This window comes from uncultured Meiothermus sp. (assembly GCF_937863175.1).
Lineage (GTDB): Bacteria > Deinococcota > Deinococci > Deinococcales > Thermaceae > Meiothermus.
Genome location: NZ_CALMCQ010000027.1, coordinates 1 through 18,172, shown reverse-complemented (window position 1 = coordinate 18,172; position 18,172 = coordinate 1). Strand labels below are relative to the sequence as shown.

The 18,172-nt window shown below is 59.8% G+C and carries 17 protein-coding genes and 2 pseudogenes; 11 read left to right on the top strand and 8 right to left on the bottom strand.

What is annotated here, in order from left to right; translation table 11 throughout:
• Both Q0288_RS01170 and uvrC read right to left on the bottom strand, forming a co-directional pair.
• Positions 1-372: pseudogene (locus Q0288_RS01170) on the bottom strand (homoserine dehydrogenase); the annotation flags it as partial.
• Between the two features lie 122 nt (positions 373-494).
• Positions 495-2,297, bottom strand: a complete 1,803-nt coding sequence (gene uvrC / locus Q0288_RS01165) for an excinuclease ABC subunit UvrC (protein ID WP_299425885.1) — start codon at positions 2,295-2,297, stop codon at positions 495-497.
• Between the two features lie 310 nt (positions 2,298-2,607).
• Between uvrC and Q0288_RS01160 the strand changes: the two genes are divergently transcribed.
• Positions 2,608-3,012: an NADH-quinone oxidoreductase subunit 15 gene (locus tag Q0288_RS01160; protein ID WP_299425882.1), complete on the top strand. Its 405-nt coding sequence runs from the start codon at positions 2,608-2,610 to the stop codon at positions 3,010-3,012.
• A gap of 474 nt (positions 3,013-3,486) precedes the next feature.
• Here the strand turns inward: Q0288_RS01160 and Q0288_RS01155 are convergent, their stop codons facing one another.
• Positions 3,487-4,173: a response regulator transcription factor gene (locus Q0288_RS01155; RefSeq protein WP_299425879.1), complete on the bottom strand. Its 687-nt coding sequence runs from the start codon at positions 4,171-4,173 to the stop codon at positions 3,487-3,489.
• Between the two features lie 336 nt (positions 4,174-4,509).
• Between Q0288_RS01155 and Q0288_RS01150 the strand changes: the two genes are divergently transcribed.
• From Q0288_RS01150 to queG, 8 genes are all read left to right on the top strand, one after another.
• A complete protein-coding gene (locus Q0288_RS01150) occupies positions 4,510-5,016 on the top strand; it encodes a PRC-barrel domain-containing protein (RefSeq protein ID WP_299425876.1) in 507 nt (168 codons plus the stop codon).
• 2 nt (positions 5,017-5,018) lie between these two features.
• Complete coding sequence (locus Q0288_RS01145; protein WP_299425873.1) at positions 5,019-5,213, top strand: hypothetical protein; 195 nt, start codon at positions 5,019-5,021, stop codon at positions 5,211-5,213.
• A complete protein-coding gene (locus Q0288_RS01140; RefSeq protein ID WP_299425870.1) occupies positions 5,210-5,749 on the top strand; it encodes a universal stress protein in 540 nt (179 codons plus the stop codon). Before Q0288_RS01145 ends, Q0288_RS01140 begins: the two co-directional genes overlap by 4 nt.
• Before the next feature lie 3 nt (positions 5,750-5,752).
• On the top strand, positions 5,753-6,076 hold the full coding sequence (locus Q0288_RS18015; RefSeq protein ID WP_366914718.1) for a universal stress protein: 324 nt from the start codon (positions 5,753-5,755) through the stop codon (positions 6,074-6,076).
• Positions 5,983-6,198 (top strand): hypothetical protein, encoded by a 216-nt coding sequence (locus Q0288_RS01135; RefSeq protein WP_299425867.1) that lies wholly within the window; start codon positions 5,983-5,985, stop codon positions 6,196-6,198. Before Q0288_RS18015 ends, Q0288_RS01135 begins: the two co-directional genes overlap by 94 nt.
• Before the next feature lie 10 nt (positions 6,199-6,208).
• Positions 6,209-7,486 carry an N-acetyl-alpha-D-glucosaminyl L-malate synthase BshA gene (gene bshA / locus Q0288_RS01130; RefSeq protein WP_299425864.1) on the top strand — a complete coding sequence of 426 codons (1,278 nt, stop codon included), beginning with the start codon at positions 6,209-6,211 and terminating at the stop codon, positions 7,484-7,486.
• Positions 7,487-7,491: 5 nt separating this feature from the next.
• Entirely contained in the window at positions 7,492-8,997 is a 1,506-nt protein-coding gene (locus Q0288_RS01125; RefSeq protein ID WP_299425861.1) for a HAMP domain-containing sensor histidine kinase, read from the top strand.
• Positions 8,998-9,170: 173 nt separating this feature from the next.
• Positions 9,171-10,280, top strand: coding sequence for a tRNA epoxyqueuosine(34) reductase QueG (gene queG, locus Q0288_RS01120; RefSeq protein ID WP_299425858.1), 1,110 nt, complete (start codon positions 9,171-9,173; stop codon positions 10,278-10,280).
• A gap of 109 nt (positions 10,281-10,389) precedes the next feature.
• Here queG and Q0288_RS01115 read toward each other — a convergent pair whose 3' ends face one another.
• Genes Q0288_RS01115 through Q0288_RS01105 form a run of 3 tightly spaced genes read right to left on the bottom strand, consistent with a single transcriptional unit; the run spans position 10,390 to position 13,502 of the window.
• The gene (locus Q0288_RS01115) at positions 10,390-10,590 is read right to left on the bottom strand and encodes a hypothetical protein (RefSeq protein WP_299425855.1); all 201 of its coding nucleotides are present in this window, start codon (positions 10,588-10,590) and stop codon (positions 10,390-10,392) included.
• Entirely contained in the window at positions 10,587-10,733 is a 147-nt protein-coding gene (locus tag Q0288_RS01110) for a hypothetical protein (protein WP_299425852.1), read from the bottom strand. The genes Q0288_RS01115 and Q0288_RS01110 overlap by 4 nt, the downstream gene beginning before the upstream one ends.
• A gap of 21 nt (positions 10,734-10,754) precedes the next feature.
• Entirely contained in the window at positions 10,755-13,502 is a 2,748-nt protein-coding gene (locus Q0288_RS01105; protein ID WP_299425849.1) for a S8 family serine peptidase, read from the bottom strand.
• A gap of 393 nt (positions 13,503-13,895) precedes the next feature.
• Here Q0288_RS01105 and Q0288_RS01100 point away from each other — a divergent pair, with 393 nt between their 5' ends.
• The gene (locus Q0288_RS01100) at positions 13,896-14,663 is read left to right on the top strand and encodes an ADP-ribosylglycohydrolase family protein (protein ID WP_299425845.1); all 768 of its coding nucleotides are present in this window, start codon (positions 13,896-13,898) and stop codon (positions 14,661-14,663) included.
• A gap of 59 nt (positions 14,664-14,722) precedes the next feature.
• Here Q0288_RS01100 and Q0288_RS01095 read toward each other — a convergent pair whose 3' ends face one another.
• On the bottom strand, positions 14,723-16,435 hold the full coding sequence (locus tag Q0288_RS01095) for a BTAD domain-containing putative transcriptional regulator (RefSeq protein ID WP_299425842.1): 1,713 nt from the start codon (positions 16,433-16,435) through the stop codon (positions 14,723-14,725).
• Positions 16,436-16,574: 139 nt separating this feature from the next.
• Positions 16,575-17,285, bottom strand: coding sequence for a metallophosphoesterase family protein (locus Q0288_RS01090; protein ID WP_299425839.1), 711 nt, complete (start codon positions 17,283-17,285; stop codon positions 16,575-16,577).
• Positions 17,286-17,541: 256 nt separating this feature from the next.
• Between Q0288_RS01090 and Q0288_RS01085 the strand changes: the two are divergent.
• Positions 17,542-18,172, top strand: a pseudogene (locus Q0288_RS01085) (apolipoprotein N-acyltransferase); the annotation flags it as partial.

The following is an 18,172-nucleotide window of genomic DNA, read 5'->3' as shown; positions in this document are numbered from 1 at the left end:
GGCCTCGTAGTGCAACTCGCCCTGTTCGGCGTATTCACGCAGTTCGCCCCAGCGCTCGGCCAGCAGGGCTTTGTTGGCGGTAACCACCGGAAGGCCCCTTTCCAGCGCCTGTAAAACGATGTCTCCTGCTACATCGGTGCCGCCCGCCACCTCTACCAGCACATCCACATCGTCCAGAAAGCCCTTTGGATGGTCGGTAAGCAGCCGAGCGGGAATCCCTGGTCGGCTTTTGTGGGTGTCGCGCACCAGTACTTTGGCCAGTTCGACCTCGAGCCCCAGGGCCCTGAAACGAGCCTGATGCCAGGGCAAAAGCTCGGCCAAAGCAGTCCCGACGGTTCCGCCCCCCATCAGGGCAATGCGAATGGTTTCCACAAGCGTAAGCCTACCGTGAGGCGAAGTTGTATGCCAGTCAGGGGTCGGCGGTCATGCGCCAGAGTCCATGGGTCATGAACGATAGATCCGGGACTGGAGGCTTTGTCTCGCGTCAGTCAGACTCAAGTGGGCGGCCCCCTGGAGGCTAGGGGTGCATCAAGCGCTTTCAAAACCGCTTGTGCACTGCGCCGGTCGAGGCCCGGCAGCCTGGCAAGCTCATCCACGCTCATGGCCCGGAGTTCTTCCAGGGTCGAGAAATGGTTCAGCAGTGCCAGCTTGCGGGCCGGGCCAATGCCAGGGATATCGTCGAAGATGCTCTTGAGGGTTTTTTCGCTGCGCAGTTTGCGGTGGAACTCCACGCCGTTGCGGTGGGTCTCGTCGCGCTGGTAGATCAGAAGTTGCAGCGCCGGATGGGTGAGGGGTAGTGCGATGGTGGTGCCATCGGGCAGCACCAGGGTTTCTTCACGTTTGGCCAGCCCCACCAGCGGAATATCCAGGCCAGCGGTCTCCAGACCCTTTTTAGCGGCCCGCACCTGGCCCAGGCCTCCGTCAATCAAGAGCAGATCAGGCATGGGCATGTTGTCCGAGAGGCTTCCGGTGAAACGCCGGGTGAGGGCCTGTTCCATCGAGAAAAAGTCGTCGGGCTGGCCCTTCAGACCCCTGATTTTGATGCGACGGTACTCGGCTTTTTTGGGGCGTCCCCCCTCGAAGACCGTGATGGAGCCCACCACGCTCTCGCCCAGCAGGTTGGAGATGTCGTAGCCCTCGATGCGGTAGGGACGGCGCGAAAGCCCCAGAACCTCCATCAGCCCCTTGAGGCCGGGATGGTCGCCTTTGCGCTCCAGTACCTTAAGTTCGGTCTCGAGGGTGGTCTGGGCGTTGTTCTGGGCCAGCTCGATCAGGCGGGTTTTGTCCCCGCGCTGGGGAATGCGTACCTCCACTTTGCGGCCTTTGGAGCTCAGAAAAACCGAGAAGGCTTCCTGGGCTTCTAGCTCAAAGGGCAACAAAACCAGGGGGGGGAGTGGGGTGGCTTTCAGGTAGTAGTCGCGCATAAAGGCTTCCAGCAGCTCCGCATCGCTGGCCTCCTTTACACCCTCCACAAAGCGGCTGATACGCCCCAGCATCTGCCCACCCCGCATCTGGTAGTGCTGGAGCATGGCGTAGTCGCCCGCACGGGCAAAACCCAGAAAATCCAGATCGCCCAACTCGGGGTCGTAGGCCTGTTGGGTGGTGCCAAAAAAGCTCCGTACCGCACTCACCTGGTCTCGGATCTCGGCAGCCCGCTCGAAATCCTGGTTTTTGGCGGCCTCCCCCATCTGGGTTTCCAGGCTCTGGTATAGCTCCTCCACCTTGCCATCCAGCAGGTGTTCTACCTGTCGAACCACCCGCGCATACTGCTCCCGGTCGGCTTTATCTACGCATGGAGCCAGGCACCGCCCCATCGAATGGTTGAGGCAGGGAAAGCGCCTTTTTTTGAATGGGAACCCCGAGTTCTGCCTCAAGGGAAAGACCCTGTCTACCAGCCGTTTGATGCGCCGCACCGCGCCCCCGTCCGGAAACGGCCCCCAGTAGCGGGATTCGTCGTCCTGCATGCGCCGCACCACCATCAGCATGGGCCATTCTTCATGGGTCAGCTTCAGGAAAGGGTAGTGTTTGTCATCCTTCATCAGGACGTTGTAGTGAGGGCGGTGGAGCTTGATGAGGTTGGCCTCCAGGAGCAGCGCCTCGACCTCGTCGCGCACCAGGATGAACTCGAGATGGGTGGCTTCCCGCGAGACCCGCAGGCTTTTGCCTTCGCTGTGAAAGTAGCTGGTTACCCGGGCCTTGAGGCTTTTGGCCTTGCCCACATAGAGGATGGTCTCGCCTGCTTTCCACAGGTAGACCCCTGGAGTCTCGGGCAGCGGGGGCAGGTCATCCAGACGCATGTAACCTCTATCCTAGTACACCCTCTACACTCCTGTGTAACTTGTTTCCATCCTTTCCATCCCGAAAACCAGGCTCTGAAGATATTTATGAATTACCGGTGTAGACGGGTTTGCCGGATTATCGAAACTCGTGGGTCTCAGGTGGTGCGTCGGTCAAGTGCCCGGTCGAAACGCGAAGGCTGGGGGCTGGAGGTCGGTTTTTAATCCAAGCGGGGGTCGGCCAGGCTTGTGGCCCTGTGTCTGCCAGGTTTTATTCTCGACCGCCATGGATTCTTAGACATTCTAGCCCCAACCCGATAGACTAAAAGCTATGAGTGGCGGTCACGACTATCCCCATGATGAAATGCTCTATAAATCCTGGGTACAGGTTATTGAATGGTTGAAGGAATACGCTGCCGAAAAAGGTGTGCACTTCACCCGGGAGTCTGATTTCCCCGACTTTATCTACCGCATGGAGCGCCCCTATGAAGTACCCACCACCCTGATGGCGGTCTCGCTATCGGATGGCCGGGGGGAGCCTTTCTTCCTGGCCTCGGTTTCGCCCCGCCACGCCAGGCTCAAGCATGTGGCTTTCCGAATTCCTGGCGGCCATGTCCACCACCATGCCCACTGGGAAGACGGCAAAGGGCTGTCCCTGGAGGGCAAATTCCCCGTCACCAGGGAAAAACTCTACCAGATAGCTGACCGGGCCAGAGCTGCTCTGGCCCGGGCATAAGTATCTCCACTGCAAAGTTGTCACTGCATCTGGCTCGGTCTACATCTAGGTTTTGTGCCTGCACTATCCGGATTACCAGTTGGATCTTATATAGATCCCGATAATATACTTAACATGTGGGACGACCAGCCAATCTGGGACGCATCGTGGCCTGACCGCGTAAAATCAGATATTTGGTTTGACAAAATTACTGTGGCAGCTTAGAGGTCGTTTCTGGGTTGTCTGCATAAGTAACAAAAACAACCTGCTGCACGTTACCGATCTCCTCCTGGCTGGCTTGTCAAGTCAGTACCTCTCCCTCCCATGCAGGGGACTTTCTCTTTTTCTGGCAACGTAAAGCCTTTCTATTGTGAGCAAGCTCTCGTAGGAGCTGCTCTGTGTGGTGTGCCTATGTCGGTTGCTGACTACCCGATAGCCTGGGCTTGTATTGGGATCACCCGAGACCTCTCTTGGTTTTCTGAGAGTTGCGCTGTTTTAACCACGCCCCGTACTTTTTTCCCGTAGGACGTAGCCCACTCCACGCAGGGTATGGATCAGACGGGGTTCGCCCTTAGCCTCGAGTTTCTGCCGGAGCTGCTTAACATAGACCTCCACAATATTGGCGTCGCCAAAAAAGTCGGTACCCCAAACCTGATCCAGAAGCACTTGTTTGGAAAGCACTCGTTCGGGCTGACGTAAGAAGGTGTGCAGAAGGCGAAACTCGAGCCCGGTCAGCTCGAGTTCACGTTCGCTGCGAAATACTCGATGGGTCTCGGGATTAAGATGTAGATCGGTGTAGCGAAGCTCGGCAGGCCGTGTCTGGCTTTGCCTTAGTCGGGCCTGGATACGGGCTAGCAATACCTCGAAGCGAAAAGGCTTGATCACATAATCTTCGGCTCCAAATCCAAAGGCCTTAATCTGGTCGTCTGGGGTGTCTCGAGCCGTGAGCAACAGCACCGGCAACTGTGGATCCACCGTGTGCAGTCGGTGCAAAACTTCGTGTCCGTCAATGCCCGGCAACATCAAGTCCAAAATAACCAGATCTGGAGGGTAGTCGCGGGCCAGGTTCAACCCCTCTTCACCCGAAGCAGCCGTAGATACGTTGAATCCTTCGTAAGAAAGTCCCCGGGTGAGCAGACTGGTAATGCCGGGATCATCGTCAATGACCAGGATACTCTTCATCTGCTTGTAGTTTAGTGGAGTTTGCAGTGTCATGGGCAAATTCAGAGGGGAGAGCTTAACAGCGTATGACTAACTCCCAATGATCAACTGCGCAGAATCTTGGATATTCGACGCAGGGAGTGCTTTGAAATATCGGCAGGGTTCCTGTTCAGTACAGCGCAAATCAAGAAATGACACCCTGCGCAAGTGTTCGGTTGGGAATTTGGAAGCCCCACACGATTTGTCTAACTGCCTCCGATGGCATTAGAGCTTGCTTGCCAGACTACTCAGCCTACACTCAGCCTCCCAACAGGACAGCCTCAGTCCCCGGTACTAGCCTTTGAAAAGGAGGGAGTGATGCGAATAGGGGGAAGAGAACTCATTGGACGGAAAGTGCTCCTGGAGCCTGATAAAGAGGTTTTGGGCGAGGTACACGATCTGTTGGTGGACTATGAGCAGCACGTGTTGCTGGGGCTATTGCTCAGCTCGATATGGTCGCCCAAAACCCCAGTGGTGCCCTTCCAAATAGTACATAGTCTGTTGGGTGACACTATTAGTGTCTGGGATATAGGCTCCTCGCCCCAAATAAGCCAGCGAATGGCCGAGATGCTGTCGCGGCCTAAAGTGTTGGGATCACGCTTAGCGCTACCCGAGGGGGTTCCCCTTGGGATGCTGGTGGGGGTGACGCTGGAAACCAGCACTGGGGCGATTGTGGGTTACATTGTGGGTAGCGAAGATACCAATCAAGACCTCTTCCTGACCGTTTCGCCCAATAGGTTGTACACTCTGCTGGACGATCAATTCCGCTATACCCAGGACATTAAACCGGTTGTTCCAGCAACATTATTCAATCAAGGAGGCTAGCCGTGGCCTGGAGCCCCTGGCTGGAGATTGTTGCAGCCCTGCTACTGTTTGGGCTGATCGTGGTGGGTTTGGGTGGATTGGCCGGGCTTATCCGCGTCAACGAAAAATTTGAATCAGAAGAGGATGCTGTCGAGTCAGAAAGACCCGAGCGTGAACCCCAGACGTATCGGTTCAAGGAGTTTGAGAGGCTGCCATGAGGATCATCAGACATATACTGGTTCCGACCAATTTTTCGGTGCATACTGAGGCGGTGCTCGAGGTTGTGCGCCGGCGCTATCCCCAGGCCCATATCCGGCTGCTGCATGTGGGTCGGGCCAATCATGAATTCAATTTGTTGATGCCGTACTCTCTTTTGGGAGCTAATTTGCAGTACCTGCCCCAGTTGGCCAAAGAAATCGAAACCCAGGAGCGGGTCAAGCTTCAACAGTTGGCAGACATGCTGGGGGTTCAGGCGGAGTTGCAGCAAGGAGATGTGGTGGAGGGTATCGTCCAGGTAGCCCGGGATTGGAAGGCGGATTTGATCGTGTTGCACCGTCTGGAGCACAAAGTCTGGTGGGCTAGGCTATCGCCTTCAGTGAGCCAGGAGGTACTGCGCCGTGCGCCTGCCGATGTCCTGGTGGTACATCTGCCCAAAAGGATGGTGGATATCCATGTAGGTTGGGCGGAACCAGAAGCCACCGGTCTGCCCTCTAACATCGGCTGGGAACCCACGGGCCAGCTCTATCGGAGGTAGTGGATGTACAAGCACATCCTGATCCCTGCTGATACCAGTACCCACTGCCGGGCAGCGGTGGTTCGGGGGTTGGAACTGGCTCATGCCCTTGGTGACCGGTTGCATCTGGTCTTTGTGCTGAACAATGCTCGGTGTTACCTCGAGACCTATAAAGATGACGAACTTGACATAGCGAAGATCGGGAAACCCTCGCAGCCCATCTTGGCTGGGAAATCCTCGAGGAGGCCCTGGCGGTGGCCTTGTTGGCCCGCGCCCAGGTCAGTGCCAGACTGGTTTATGGCGACCTGCTCAAGGATATTGGAGCCTCGAGGCTGTTATACTATTTGATCTTCATGGCCAAGCCCAAACATCCCGAACTGGTGCCCGTATTCTTGGTATGTGCGGAGCAACCTGTGCTCGAGATGAATCAGTCAAACCAACTCCTGCCGCTCACTCTCCGGATTTCTTGAAAGGATCCCTATGAAACTTGCAATCCTGTGTCATGCCAGTGCTGGAGGCTCGGGTGTGGTTGCGACGGAACTGGCGCTGGCCCTGGCAGAGCTAGGCCATACCGTTCATGTGATAGCCGCTGAGCGGCCGTTTCGCCTCACCGAGGAGCGGCTTGCCAGCCGGGTGAAGGCTGATCTGCGCGATCTGGGGAGTGAACCGCGTCCCCGGACTGCTCTGGCTCGCCTTGTTCAACAGGGCAATCAGAGTGTGCTTAACTGGATCGGCAAGATTACCAAGCGCTCGGTGGGGCCAGCCGCCAAACTGCATTTTCACGAGTTCTTAAGTGCCGATTATCCCTTGTTCAAGGATTCGATGGTTACCCTGACAGCAGCCAATTCGCTAGCCAAGGTGATTCAGGAGCACAGGATCGAGATCGTGCATGCCCACTATGCCATCCCCCATGCGACCAGCGCTCTTCTGGCGCGGGATATGGGGCTGCCCATCAAAGTAGTGACCACTCTGCACGGCACCGATGTTACGCTAATGGGCCTCGAGCCTGCCTTTGCCCTCACTACCAAACACGCCATTTTGCAGTCCGATGCAGTCACGGCGGTTTCCAACTCGCTTGCGCAGATGGCCCAGCGCAGCTTTGCGGTGGATCGCCCCATCGAGGTAGTCTACAACTGGGTGGACTCGGAGCGCTTCAAGCCCAATGCCGATGCTGCCTACCGGGCGCGTTTTGCTCAACCAGACGAGGCGATTTTATTGCACGTTTCCAACTTTCGCGAGGTCAAGCGCCCCGAGGATGTGATCCGTATTTTTGCAGGTATTGCCGAGGTGCGTCCAGCCCGGCTGCTGATGATTGGCGATGGCCCCAAGCGCAGTGAGTGCGTCGAGCTGGTGCACCAGCTCGAGCTTACTGGTCGCGTGCAGTTTATCGAATCTACTCCCCAGATCGAGAAATTCCTCTCGGTGGCCGATCTATTCTTGTTGCCTTCGGAGCAGGAGTCGTTTGGACTGGTGGCTCTCGAGGCTATGTCCTGTGGAGTGCCGGTGGTGGCCTCCCACGCGGGTGGCATTCCGGAGGTGGTGCTGGACGGAATCACTGGTTTCCTACGACCGATTGGCGATGTGCAGGGGATGATCTGGGCTGCGCTACAAATTCTCGAGGATCCAGCCCTGCGCCAAGAAATGCGCCAGGCGGCCAGGGCCCGCGCCATTACCCACTTCCGTCCCGAAAGTGTACTTCCACGTTACCTGGAAATCTATCAGTCGGTACTGGAAGGCCGCTCGGTGGTTGCAACCTGAGGGGAATGCGAAGTCGCCTAGCCTTGAAGGAGCGTAAAGGCTGCGGCCTTGACATTGTGCAAAAGCCAGGGTTCAACAAGTGGGGCTATAGTAAGACCAGAATGCCGATTCGGCTTCGTCTGGCGCTATGGTACGGCACCTTATGTACGGTGTTGATTGCACTCGTGTCGCTGCTGGGGTTTTCGGCGTATACCCGTGGGCAGTACCAGACCCTTGACCAGGTGCTGGTACTTTCGGCCAACCATGTGGCGGTGGGCTGGAGTGAGTCGGGCACTTCGTATGTACTCGAGGCCGACATCTCCGAGATTCAGGTCGCTTTTCGCCTTTACGACAGCACAGGACAGTTCAAGCGGGGCTCGCGCCTGGAGCCTCCACTGGAGCATATTCAGCCCCAGAACGTACTTGAACCTGATAACTCAGTCTATGCAGATCCGGTAGCGCAATTGCTGCGCCTGCCCTGGACGCGCAACGAGGGGGCCTTCCTGCTCCAGCAAGGCCAGGATGGGCAGCGCTGGCGGGTCTATGTGACCCCCCTAATCAAGGGGTATGAGACGCTGGGCTACCTCGAAGCGCTCACCCCGCTGGGTCTTTTGGATGCCTCGGTGCGGTGGCTGGCGACATTGTTGTTTGCTGTAGGTTTGATCTCGATGCTGGCAGTGTTTGGACTAGGTCTGATTTTGGCGGGGGGGGCCTTGAGGCCGATAGCACGCCTGATTGAAACAGTGCAGCAAATTGCCCATTCCACCGACCTCTCAATGCGGGTGCAGCCCATTGCGGCCCGTGATGAATTGGGGCGACTGTCGGTGACGTTCAATAAGATGCTGGAAAACCTGGCCAAGGCCTCCGATTTCCAGAAGCGTTTTGTGGCCGATGCCTCCCACGAACTGCGCGCACCTCTGGCAGCGATTCAGGGCAACCTCGAGCTGCTCAGGCGCTACCCCGACATGCCCGAAGCCGACCGCCAGGTGGCCCTCAGCGAAGCTGAGCGCGAAGCCTTGCGGCTTTCAAGGTTGGTAGCCGATTTACTCGTGCTGGCCAGGGGAGATGCCGGGATGCCCCTTCGCCAGACCCACGTGCGACTTGACCAGGTGGTGCAGGAAGCGATCCGCGATGCAGCCCACCTGACGGAAGGGCAACGTCTGGAAACCCATCTTCAACCCCTGTGGGTGTATGGTGACCGGGACTACCTCAAACAACTGGTGGTGATTTTGCTCGATAACGCCCTCAAATACACCCCAGCTACCGGCTCGGTGCGGGTCGAGTTGAAGCCAGAGGGTAATCATAGCTACCTCCTTGTACAAGATACCGGCATCGGGATTGCCCCCGAGGATTTACCCAATGTATTCGACCGCTTCTACCGTGCCGACAAGGCCCGCAGACGCGATCCAGGCGGCAGTGGGCTGGGGCTAGCAATCGCCCTTTGGATTGTGGAGCGACACCAGGGTTCCATCCAGATTGCCAGTCAGCCTGGGCAAGGCACCACTGTTTCGGTGGCATTGCCTGCTGAGTAAATGCTGAACACCATTCCGATAGCTGCTTGCCCTATGACCTACGACCCCTTCTGACTGCGATAGTGGACGGATATCTTTACGACGCTGCAGTAGGAGCAGTTCCCACGATAAACGCCTCCAAGATGAGGAGCCAAGCTTGTATCTGCCAGTCGGACACGGCACAATCATTTTGTGTGAATGGGGTCGAGATACTTACCCAAACCGCGCAGGAGCTGGGCTTTCTGACTGCGTGGGCAGGTGTGGATTTGCCACTGGACACCCAGCAACGCTACCGGGACTGGATTGCCCAGGGCAAGCAGGCCGAGATGGCCTATTTGGCCAGGCGCCTGGATACCAGACTAACCCCATCAGGCCGGTTCGAGTGGGCCAAAAGCGTGCTGGTGTTGGCAGCTCCCCATGCCTACCCCCCGCCCGAAAGACCACCCGACGGGATCCGCCTGGGCCGGGTGGCCCGCTATGCCTGGGTGCGAGACTACCACCAGCTCTTTGAGCCCCATTTGCACGAACTTGAGCGCCTGGCCAGAAGCCTGGGCCTACAAGCCAAGGGCTACGTGGACACCGGCCCCCTCTCCGAGCGCTCCCATGCCGTGCTGGGCGGCCTGGGCTGGATTGGGCGCAATGCCATGCTGATGCGGATGGGAGAGGGCACCTACCTCACGCTGGCGGTCTTGCTGACCAGCGCGCCGCTGCCCCCCACGGCTGCTTCCTACCCCAACCGCTGTGGAAGCTGTAGCCGTTGCATCGGCGGCTGTCCCACCGGGGCGCTGCTGGGCGATGGAACCCTGGACTCGAGGCTCTGCATCAGCTACTGGACCATCGAGCACCGGGGCCTGGTTCCCCCTTCGCTGTGGGCGGGTATCGGGGCGTGGCTTTTCGGTTGCGATGTCTGCCAGGAGGTCTGCCCCTGGAACCGCAAGGCCCGGTCTTTCTGGCAGGGGTTTGCACCCGAGCCCGAGCTGGCCTACCCCAACCTCGAGGACTTCTTTCAACTTTCCTCCAGAGCCTTCGAACGCAAATACGCCGGGACGGTCTTTCGGCGTCCGGGCCGCACCCGCATGGCCCGCAATGCGCTGGTGGTGCTGGCCAATCTGGGCAACCCGGACTACCTGCCCCTGGTGCGCCAGGGGGCGCACGATACCAACCCCATCGTGCGGGCCACGGCAGCCGAGGCCCTGGGCCGGCTGGGCGACTTCGACTCGCTCCTTCCGCTGGCGCAAGACCTCGAGCCACTGGTAGCGGGGGTGGCTCGAGATTTGCTGGAACGGCAGGGCTGTGCGACGTAGCACCCTTCACATTGATCGAGCCCGGTGACAGGCCAGCGCGTCCGGCCGAGGGCACAACGTCGGTGACGAGCGCGATAGAGAAGTTTTGATCGTTTGGCGCTTACGCCAGCTACCGCAGCCGCCCACGCAGAGCGGAGCTGGTGAGGTTGGCTAGATGCCGGGCCAGCTCGAGGGGAGAGTCGAATTCCAGGCGTTCGGACTGGTCGCTTTTTTCCAGGGTGGCGTGCCAGGGTTGGCTCGGGGTCTCGGGGTAGACCCAGAGCCGGTACTCCCGCAGCAAATCGGAGGGGGCGGATCCAGTTGGTTTCATACCTGTCCTTCTTCAGTTTCGGGTGGGAATCCTGGCCCAGTGGAGGGGGTGGTGCGGGCCGGGTCGTCGGGCAGATAGGCCACCGGAACCCGCTGTCCCACCACCCGCATGGCCACCCCCATGCCCCAGAAAACCCGCCCCATTGTGCCGATGTGGTTTCCTTTCTAAGGCACCGCGCCAATGGAAATCTGCACCGTGTCGGTGCCGGTAAGCCCCTCGGGGTCGGTGACTGAAAGCCGTAGCTGCATCAGCTTGACCCCATGGTTGTTAATGCCGTAGTCGGCAGGGGTGAAGCAGGGAAAGGGGATCTGGTTCAGAGTACAGGTCTTGGGCACGATCGTCCAGTTCTGGCTGCCGTAGCTGAGACGCCAGACCACGGTGTACTGGCTGCCGGGCCCGCCGCCCGGGTCGGTCATGCTGTAGGAAAGCCGGATATTGCTGTTGGCCAGGAATGAATCGCCATCCTTGGGGTTGAGGATGGTTATCACTGGTGGGCCGCTGGGGGGTGGGTTGTTAACCGTGAAGGTGCGGGTGACGCTTCCCTGGGCTCCGTAGGGGTCGGTGGCCCGCAAGGTGATGGTGCGGGTGCCTTGGCTGGCAAAGCTGGCCGAGAATTCGCAGCCGCTGCCCAGGGTGTCGGCGCTGTTGTCGCTGCTCCAGGTCAGGCGGTTGCAGGGCAGCTCCACCGGGAAAGCCCCGTCGCTGTCCAGGCCCCGACCCCGGAACAACAGGGTTTGTCCGACCAGGGACGTGGTGGCAGTGGGACTGGTGATTTCGGCGGTAGGGGGCAGGTTGGTGCCGGTCACGCTGATGGAAGCCGTGCGGGTCAGGCCGCCGCTGTCGGTGATGCTGGCGGTGATCTGGCGGGGGCCGGGGGAGGTGAAGGAGCGGGTGATTTCCGCACCCTGGCCCAGCGCGCCGTCTACGTTGGAGCTCCAGGAAACGAGCGGGGTGGGGCCGTCCAGGTCGCTGCTGCTGGCGCGGAAGGTGAAGCTGCTGCGGAAGGGGAGGCTGGTGTTGTTGGCCGGGGCCTCGATCACCACCCGTGGGGGGACGTTGCCCAGGGCCTGCCGCACAGCGGCAAAGGCGTTGACGTAGCGATGCAAGACCTGATTGTTATTTCCGGGCATCGTGACCTTGTGGGCGGTGTTGCGCAGAATGCTCCAGACCTGATCGTCGGTCAGGCTCGGGTTGGCCGCCCAGACCAACGACGCGACCCCCGCCACGAAGGGACTGGAAAAGCTGGTGCCCCCCTTGACCTGGTTTCGCCCCTGGGTTTCGCCGGGGTCAACGCCGACATAGACTCGGAAGGGGCCGAAGATATCCACGTTTTCCCCACCGAAGTTGGAGCCGGGATGGCGCTCTACCGAGTTGTCGGCCAGTCCGCCCACGCAGATCACGTAGGTGTTCTCGCAGGGGCTCCAGTAGGCTTCTTCCCAGCAGACGATGAAACAGTCCTCGGCGTCCACGTTCTCGCCATCGTTGCCGGCAGAGGCGATGAGCATGACGCCATAGGCATTGGCAGTGGCCGTGATGGCATCGAACGCCAGCCCCAGAAAGGCCCCGATGGCCGGGAAGCGTACGCCAAAGGACATGTTGATGATGCGGGCATCCTCGTCAATGGCCTCGAAGATCGAGTAGATCACATCGTCTACCCCGGCTTGCTGGTAGAGCAACAAATGGGCTACGGGGGCACCCGGCCCGGCGGTGCCAAAGTTGTTGTCGGCCCGTGCAGCGGCGGCCATGGCGACGTTGGTTCCGTGGTAGGGGCAGTCGTTGCCACCCGAGCAGGGCATCGGGTTGATGCGGTTGAGTTCTTCAGGGTCGCCGCTAAAACGGTGGAAGTCGGCCTGGTTGGGAAAAAAGCCCCCGTCAATGATGGCCAGCCGGATGACCCCTGTCGAACCGTTGGCGGGATTGATGCGACCGGCCCGCTCGAGGGCCCGCCAGGCATCCACCACCCCGATATTCTGAATGCCCCCGGCCCGCATGTAGGGCCAGTCGAAGACATTAGCGCTATATGAACTTCCAATCATTCCGGTTTGGAGACCGCCCTCGCTGGAGGTGTTGTCCTCGAAGGTTTGGGGCCGGGTCAGGACGTTAAGCGCCACCTCCATTCCGCCCAGCTTCTCCTGGGCCGCCACCGAGAGCAGGCGCAGGGCGCTCTGGCTGGAAACCTTGAGGTCGCTGCGGGAGGCCGGGTCGAGGATGCTGAGATCGCTCAGCAGTCGGCTGGTATCGGCGCTGCTGGTGTTGATGCGTATCTGAAACACCGACTTGAGGTTGTGGGGGTTACCCCTGGGGGGGTCGGCCCGGCGCAGGAGGGTGCCATTCCAGCGCGCGAGCAGGGCATTTACCGCCGCAGCATCGCTGGAGAAGATCAGCAACTCGTTTTCTACGAAGTCCACCTGGTTGCCTCTGGCATCGCTCATGGCTACCAGTGGGCGTGGTACGCCATCGGCCAGGGGTTCGCGGCTGGCGATGGCCGGTGCCAGGCTGGTATCCACGGTAATGGTGGAGGGGGGGACGGAAACCACGGCCAGGCTGGCGGCGGCGGCACTCGAGGTCGCCCCACTCACGCCCCGCACCTGCAGCGAATAGCTGCCGGTGGCCAGGGTGGCAGGGGCCTCGAGGGTCACGGTGCTGAAATCTTCCGTGGCGGGATTGGGGTCAAAGCTGGCCACCACGCCAGCAGGGGCCCCCTCGAGGGATAGGGTAATGGGGCCAGTAAAGCCACTCTGGCGCGTTATCTCAATACTTACTGCAACCCTGCCCCCTGGTGCCAGCTTGGGATCGGCAGGGCTCAGGCGCAAGCTGAAGTTGTCCGCAGGCCGCGAGCCGGGGCTGCCGCAGGCGGCCAGGGCCAGCACCAGGGCTACCAGTACCAGTACAAACCAACGCGGTTGTGCCATGTTTTTCACCTCGGAGGCCAGAGTAGAAAAGCGAGCGTTGCAAGAGCGTTGCAAAGCTCAGGAGCAATAGGAGGATCAAATCTTTGGTGGATTTCGTACCCCGTGCCGGCCCCCGTTATGACGGTGGGTGGAGATCATGGGGGCTTGCAAACCACCCCTGTTTCCCTCACAGCCGTTTGAGTTTTTGCTAATGGGGTCAGATTAAACGTGGGCTAAGCGAACCTGACCTTTCGTTGCTTCCAGCCGGGTGACAAACCTTGGTGGTCACCCGTGCTAAGCTTTTAGAATAGGAACGGCATCTGGTGACACGGCCTTGACTTTGCGGCTCAATCTACCTCTGGGTAAGTTGCGCTGCGGATGTGGCATGGTTTGTGGTTCGGCCAAGGGAGATCTATGATCGGGGCCATTGCAGGAGACATTATTGGCTCGGTATACGAGCATCGCTCTATAAAGACCAAGGACTTTCCCCTGTTCGATCCCCGATGTGACTTTACAGACGATACCGTGTTGACTGTAGCAATTGCTGATGCAATCCTCAGCGGAAAGCCCTATGTGGATTCCATACGCCACACCGGCAGGAAATACCCTAACGCTGGCTATGGCGGTTCGTTTATACGGTGGCTTCACCTGCCAGATGCTGGGCCTTACAACAGTTGGGGAAACGGCTCCGCCATGCGTGTGAGTCCCGTGGGCTTTGCCTTTCCTACGGAAGACGAGGTGCTGCGCCAGGCAAAGATGACAGCGGAAATTACCCACAACCATCCGGAGGGGATCAAGGGTGCTCAGGCGACTGCACTGGCAGTATTTCTCGCCAGAACGGGTAGCGGTAAGGAAACCATCCGATCGCACGTCGCGGCCATGTTTGGATACGACCTGAACCGGACAGTAGATGAAATCCGGCCCTCTTATGCTTTCGACGTATCATGCCAGGGCACTGTTCCGCAGGCAATTACCGCTTTTCTAGATTCTCAATCGTATGAGGATGCAATTCGCAATGCGATTTCGCTGGGCGGTGATAGCGACACACTCGCTTGCATAACCGGTGGGATAGCCGAGGCATTTTATGGTGAGACCCCAGACTGGATTCAAGAAAAGGTCAAGGAATTGCTGGCGCCCGAACTGTGGACGGTGACGGAGATGTTCTGCAAGAAGTACAGATAATGCCAACTTCCGTGTTGTGCGAACGCGCTGCCACACACAGAAGATAGGAATCCACAAAACTACTTAAGCCTGTTCCGTTGCCTGTGCAAAAAGGTCTGCTGTAGCCGGGGGAAGCCCCCCAGCGTGGCCGCTAGCTCCTGGACATTTTGCCAGACGGCTTGGCGCAGATTCTCGGGTTGGTCGCCGGACTGATGGGCCAAAGCCAGGGTGCGCCAGAGCTCGAGCCCCTCCAGCGGGGGTGCTTTGCCGGAGGCCAGGTGGATCCGGGCTTCCTCGAGCAGGGAGTCCAGGGGCTGACCGAGCTGCCGGGTGGCCTCGAGGCGTACCGCCAGGTTCAGGGTTTGCAAGGCCCCGCTGGGATAGTGGATCTGGGCCAGGGCCAGGGCTTTTTCGGGCTGGCTCTGGGCGTTGGCGACCAGGCCCAGGTAGCAGCAGACCGTGGCCTGGGTTTCGGGCAGGCTGTGGGACGGAGTATGCAGGGGCTCGAGCAGGGCCTGGGCAGCGGCCAGGTTGTCCTCCAGCAGGTGCAGCAGGGCCCGGGCACAGTCCAGTTGTAGCGAATCGGGTTGGAGTTGCTCCAGGGCCGCGCAGACCTGCCAGGCTTCGGGCAAGGCCCCCAGATAACCCAACCAGGTGGCCTGGAGGGCCCGCAGGCTCACCTGCTGGTCGCGCTCGCCCAGGGCATCGGCCATCTCGATAGCGGTTTTCAGGGCTTCCAGAGCGGCCCCCAGGTGACCGGACTGGTACTCCACCTCCGCCAGGCGGCGTTTGAGGGTGCTGTGGGTGCGGGGATGGGCCTCCTTGAAGCGGGTTTCAGCCTCCAGCAGGCAGATGCGGGCTTCCCCCAGGGCCCCGGTCTCGAGCTGCACCCGCAGCAGGTTGGTCAGGAAGGCGAAGGCCAGGGTCTCGTCTTGCAGCCGGTAGGCAATCTCCAGGGCCTGGCTCAGACTTTGTTGGGCGGGGGCGGGCCGGTTGGCTGCCAGTTCCAGCCGGGCCAGCGCGTTAAGGGCCAGGGCGTGGTCGCGCTGCCAGGGCTGGGTGAGGCGCAGGGCCTGCTCGACCTTTTGCCGGGCCTGTTCGGTCAGTCCTTGTTGCAGCAGTGGGTAGGCCAGGTCTATGCACAGGGTGGTGATTTGCTCGGGGGCGTACTGCTGGGCGGCCTCGCGCTCGCCTAGCAGATAATGCAGCCGCATCACCTCACGCTGGTGTCGCTCTTGCAGGCTATCCTGCGCCAGCAGCTTGTGGTGAATCTCCAGCGCCTCACGCCACTGTCCACGGGTTTCCAGGGTTTCGGCCTGGTAGAGCAGGGCCTGCTGCCACAGGCGGCTTAATTCCTCCCGCTGGCGTTCCAGCCATTCGCTAAATCCAGTGGCCCCTGGCAGCTCGAGCTCTTCGAGCAGACTGCCCTGGTACACTGCCAGGGCGGCCCCCACCTTACCCTGCTCGAGCAGCCCTCTAAACTGCGCCACATCGGTCTGGTAGGTATGCAGATGGAGGGTCATCTCCCCTATATGCACGTAATCCCTGAGGAGGGTTTCGCGCAGGCGGTGCAACTCGCGACGCAGGTTGCGCCGGGCACTGTCCTCGTCGTTCTCGCTCCAGAAGAGACTCGCCAGTCTGGTGCGGGTGGTGGAACCCTCGAGCGCCAGATAGGCTACCAGCCCCAAAAGCTTCCGGGTAGGAAGGGTCACCGCCTTGCCGTCTAACCGCGTCCCTGGCTGGCCCAGTAGTTGCAGTGCGAGTTCAGGGGGTCGGGGTGAGGTCTCCGGCATGGTTCATCACGTTGAGGGATCCGGCGGGTTCGGACACAGGGTGTGTTTGTATAAACAGGCCTGATTGCCGATAGTGTGCAAGGTGCGTCCTGGGCTGCATTGCCGGGCATTCTGGTGGTGAAGAAGGGTTAAGAGTGATTTATTTGGGGAACCGCCCCTGCCGCACCACTTCTGCCAGTACCTCTGGCAACTCCCAGGCCGCGAGGTCGAACGTAACCTGACCATAGTCGTAGGGCAGCTTAAGAAAGCGGTGGTGGATTTCGCCGTGGACGTCGTCTTCCAGAATCAGCACATCGGCCCCGGGCTCGCCTCCCAGGCTGAGCCCGACCGAGCCAGGGTCGTAGACCACCCCCTTGTGCACCAGCCGGCGAAAGGGGATGTGCTTGCCAGCTACCACCGCATAGCGCGAGCGGATGCTCTCCAACATTTTCAAAATTTCCGCCGGGTGCGCATCGTTGAGGTCTACCTTGTGCTCCGGGTCTTCGGGTGAGCCGTGAAACACCATCAAGCGGCCCCCCGGCGTATCGTAGCGGTGGCGGGAGCGCAGGTTGCGCAAAAAGTGCATTTCACGCGTACCCAGTTGCTCCCGTGTCCAGACGATGGTGGTCTCGGCGATGCCTTCGCGGGCCGGAGAGGGAAGGGGATAAGCCGCCCGCAGGTCGGCGGCCCCCGGTATGCAGGGAATGCCTTCCTTGTCGAGCTTGCGTATTACCTGGCGCGGGTGCGGGCCATACCCCACCAGATCCCCCACCGCCAGCACCTGATCTACACCCTCCTTGCGCAAAGCCTCCAGAACCGCTTCAAGCGCCGGAAGATTGGCGTGAATTTCCGCGATGATTGCTAACCGCATTGCTGTTCCATTCTGCCACGGATACGCCAAAGAGGATCACTCATTTAGCCCTGATTGCAGGCTTTATCCAGACCTAACTTTCCATTTCAGGGTGGCAGGAGACGGTCGCAATACCCCCAACCAACCCCCAGCTGGAACGCATTTACCTTGACTGAGGGGTTGGCGGGCGAAGCGGCTTCAACGAGGGTTATGCAACCCGGACTGCCCCAGGCCGAAAGTTCAGGCTTTTCTAAAACCAGCGGCGTATGCTTTAGCAGTGCAGCTCTGGTTTCCACTTCTTTTGGGTGTTGCCCTTGCGCTCACCCTTCCCCCCACCCCACTGGGTTTCCTGGCCCCATTACCGCTGATCTGGCTTTTGACCAGGGGGGGTTTTCGTTTTGGCTTGCTGGCCGGACTTGGTTTCTGGGCGGTGCATCTGGTCTGGCTACCACTGAGTTTTGTAGTGCTGTTCGAAACCCCCTGGGGCGCCGCGCCCTATCTGCCGCTGGTCTTGATCAAGGCGGCCATCTGGGGTGCCGTGTTTGGTCTTACCCAGGATAAACCCGTTGCCCGGGCTGGGCTATGGGTGGTGCAGGAATACCTCACCTCCCTGGGCGATATTGCTTTCCCGTGGGGGTTTTTGGGTTATGTGATGGTGGATGCGCCGGGGCGGATGCTGGCAAGCGTGGGAGGAGTGTACCTGCTTTCGCTGCTGGTGCTGGCGGTGGCGCTTGGTCTGTTCTATACCTGGCAAGGCCTGCGAATGGAACGGGTCATTTTTTCGGCCCCGGCGCTGGGTGTGGTGGGGATTTTACTGTTCTGGATAGGATTGTGGGCGATGCCTCTGCCTGCTGCTCAAGGTAGCGAGAATGCCCTGTTGGTGCAGGGGAATATCAATCCCTTGCGCA

Coding starts and splice junctions, on each gene's coding strand:
- uvrC (WP_299425885.1), bottom strand. CDS start 2,297: ATGCGTCTGGATGACCTGCCCCCGCTGCCCGAGACTCCAGGGGTCTAC.
- Q0288_RS01160 (WP_299425882.1), top strand. CDS start 2,608: ATGAGTGGCGGTCACGACTATCCCCATGATGAAATGCTCTATAAATCC.
- Q0288_RS01155 (WP_299425879.1), bottom strand. CDS start 4,173: ATGAAGAGTATCCTGGTCATTGACGATGATCCCGGCATTACCAGTCTG.
- Q0288_RS01150 (WP_299425876.1), top strand. CDS start 4,510: ATGCGAATAGGGGGAAGAGAACTCATTGGACGGAAAGTGCTCCTGGAG.
- Q0288_RS01140 (WP_299425870.1), top strand. CDS start 5,210: ATGAGGATCATCAGACATATACTGGTTCCGACCAATTTTTCGGTGCAT.
- Q0288_RS18015 (WP_366914718.1), top strand. CDS start 5,753: ATGTACAAGCACATCCTGATCCCTGCTGATACCAGTACCCACTGCCGG.
- bshA (WP_299425864.1), top strand. CDS start 6,209: ATGAAACTTGCAATCCTGTGTCATGCCAGTGCTGGAGGCTCGGGTGTG.
- Q0288_RS01125 (WP_299425861.1), top strand. CDS start 7,492: ATGCGAAGTCGCCTAGCCTTGAAGGAGCGTAAAGGCTGCGGCCTTGAC.
- Q0288_RS01115 (WP_299425855.1), bottom strand. CDS start 10,590: ATGAAACCAACTGGATCCGCCCCCTCCGATTTGCTGCGGGAGTACCGG.
- Q0288_RS01110 (WP_299425852.1), bottom strand. CDS start 10,733: ATGGGGCGGGTTTTCTGGGGCATGGGGGTGGCCATGCGGGTGGTGGGA.
- Q0288_RS01105 (WP_299425849.1), bottom strand. CDS start 13,502: ATGGCACAACCGCGTTGGTTTGTACTGGTACTGGTAGCCCTGGTGCTG.
- Q0288_RS01100 (WP_299425845.1), top strand. CDS start 13,896: ATGATCGGGGCCATTGCAGGAGACATTATTGGCTCGGTATACGAGCAT.
- Q0288_RS01095 (WP_299425842.1), bottom strand. CDS start 16,435: ATGCCGGAGACCTCACCCCGACCCCCTGAACTCGCACTGCAACTACTG.
- Q0288_RS01090 (WP_299425839.1), bottom strand. CDS start 17,285: ATGCGGTTAGCAATCATCGCGGAAATTCACGCCAATCTTCCGGCGCTT.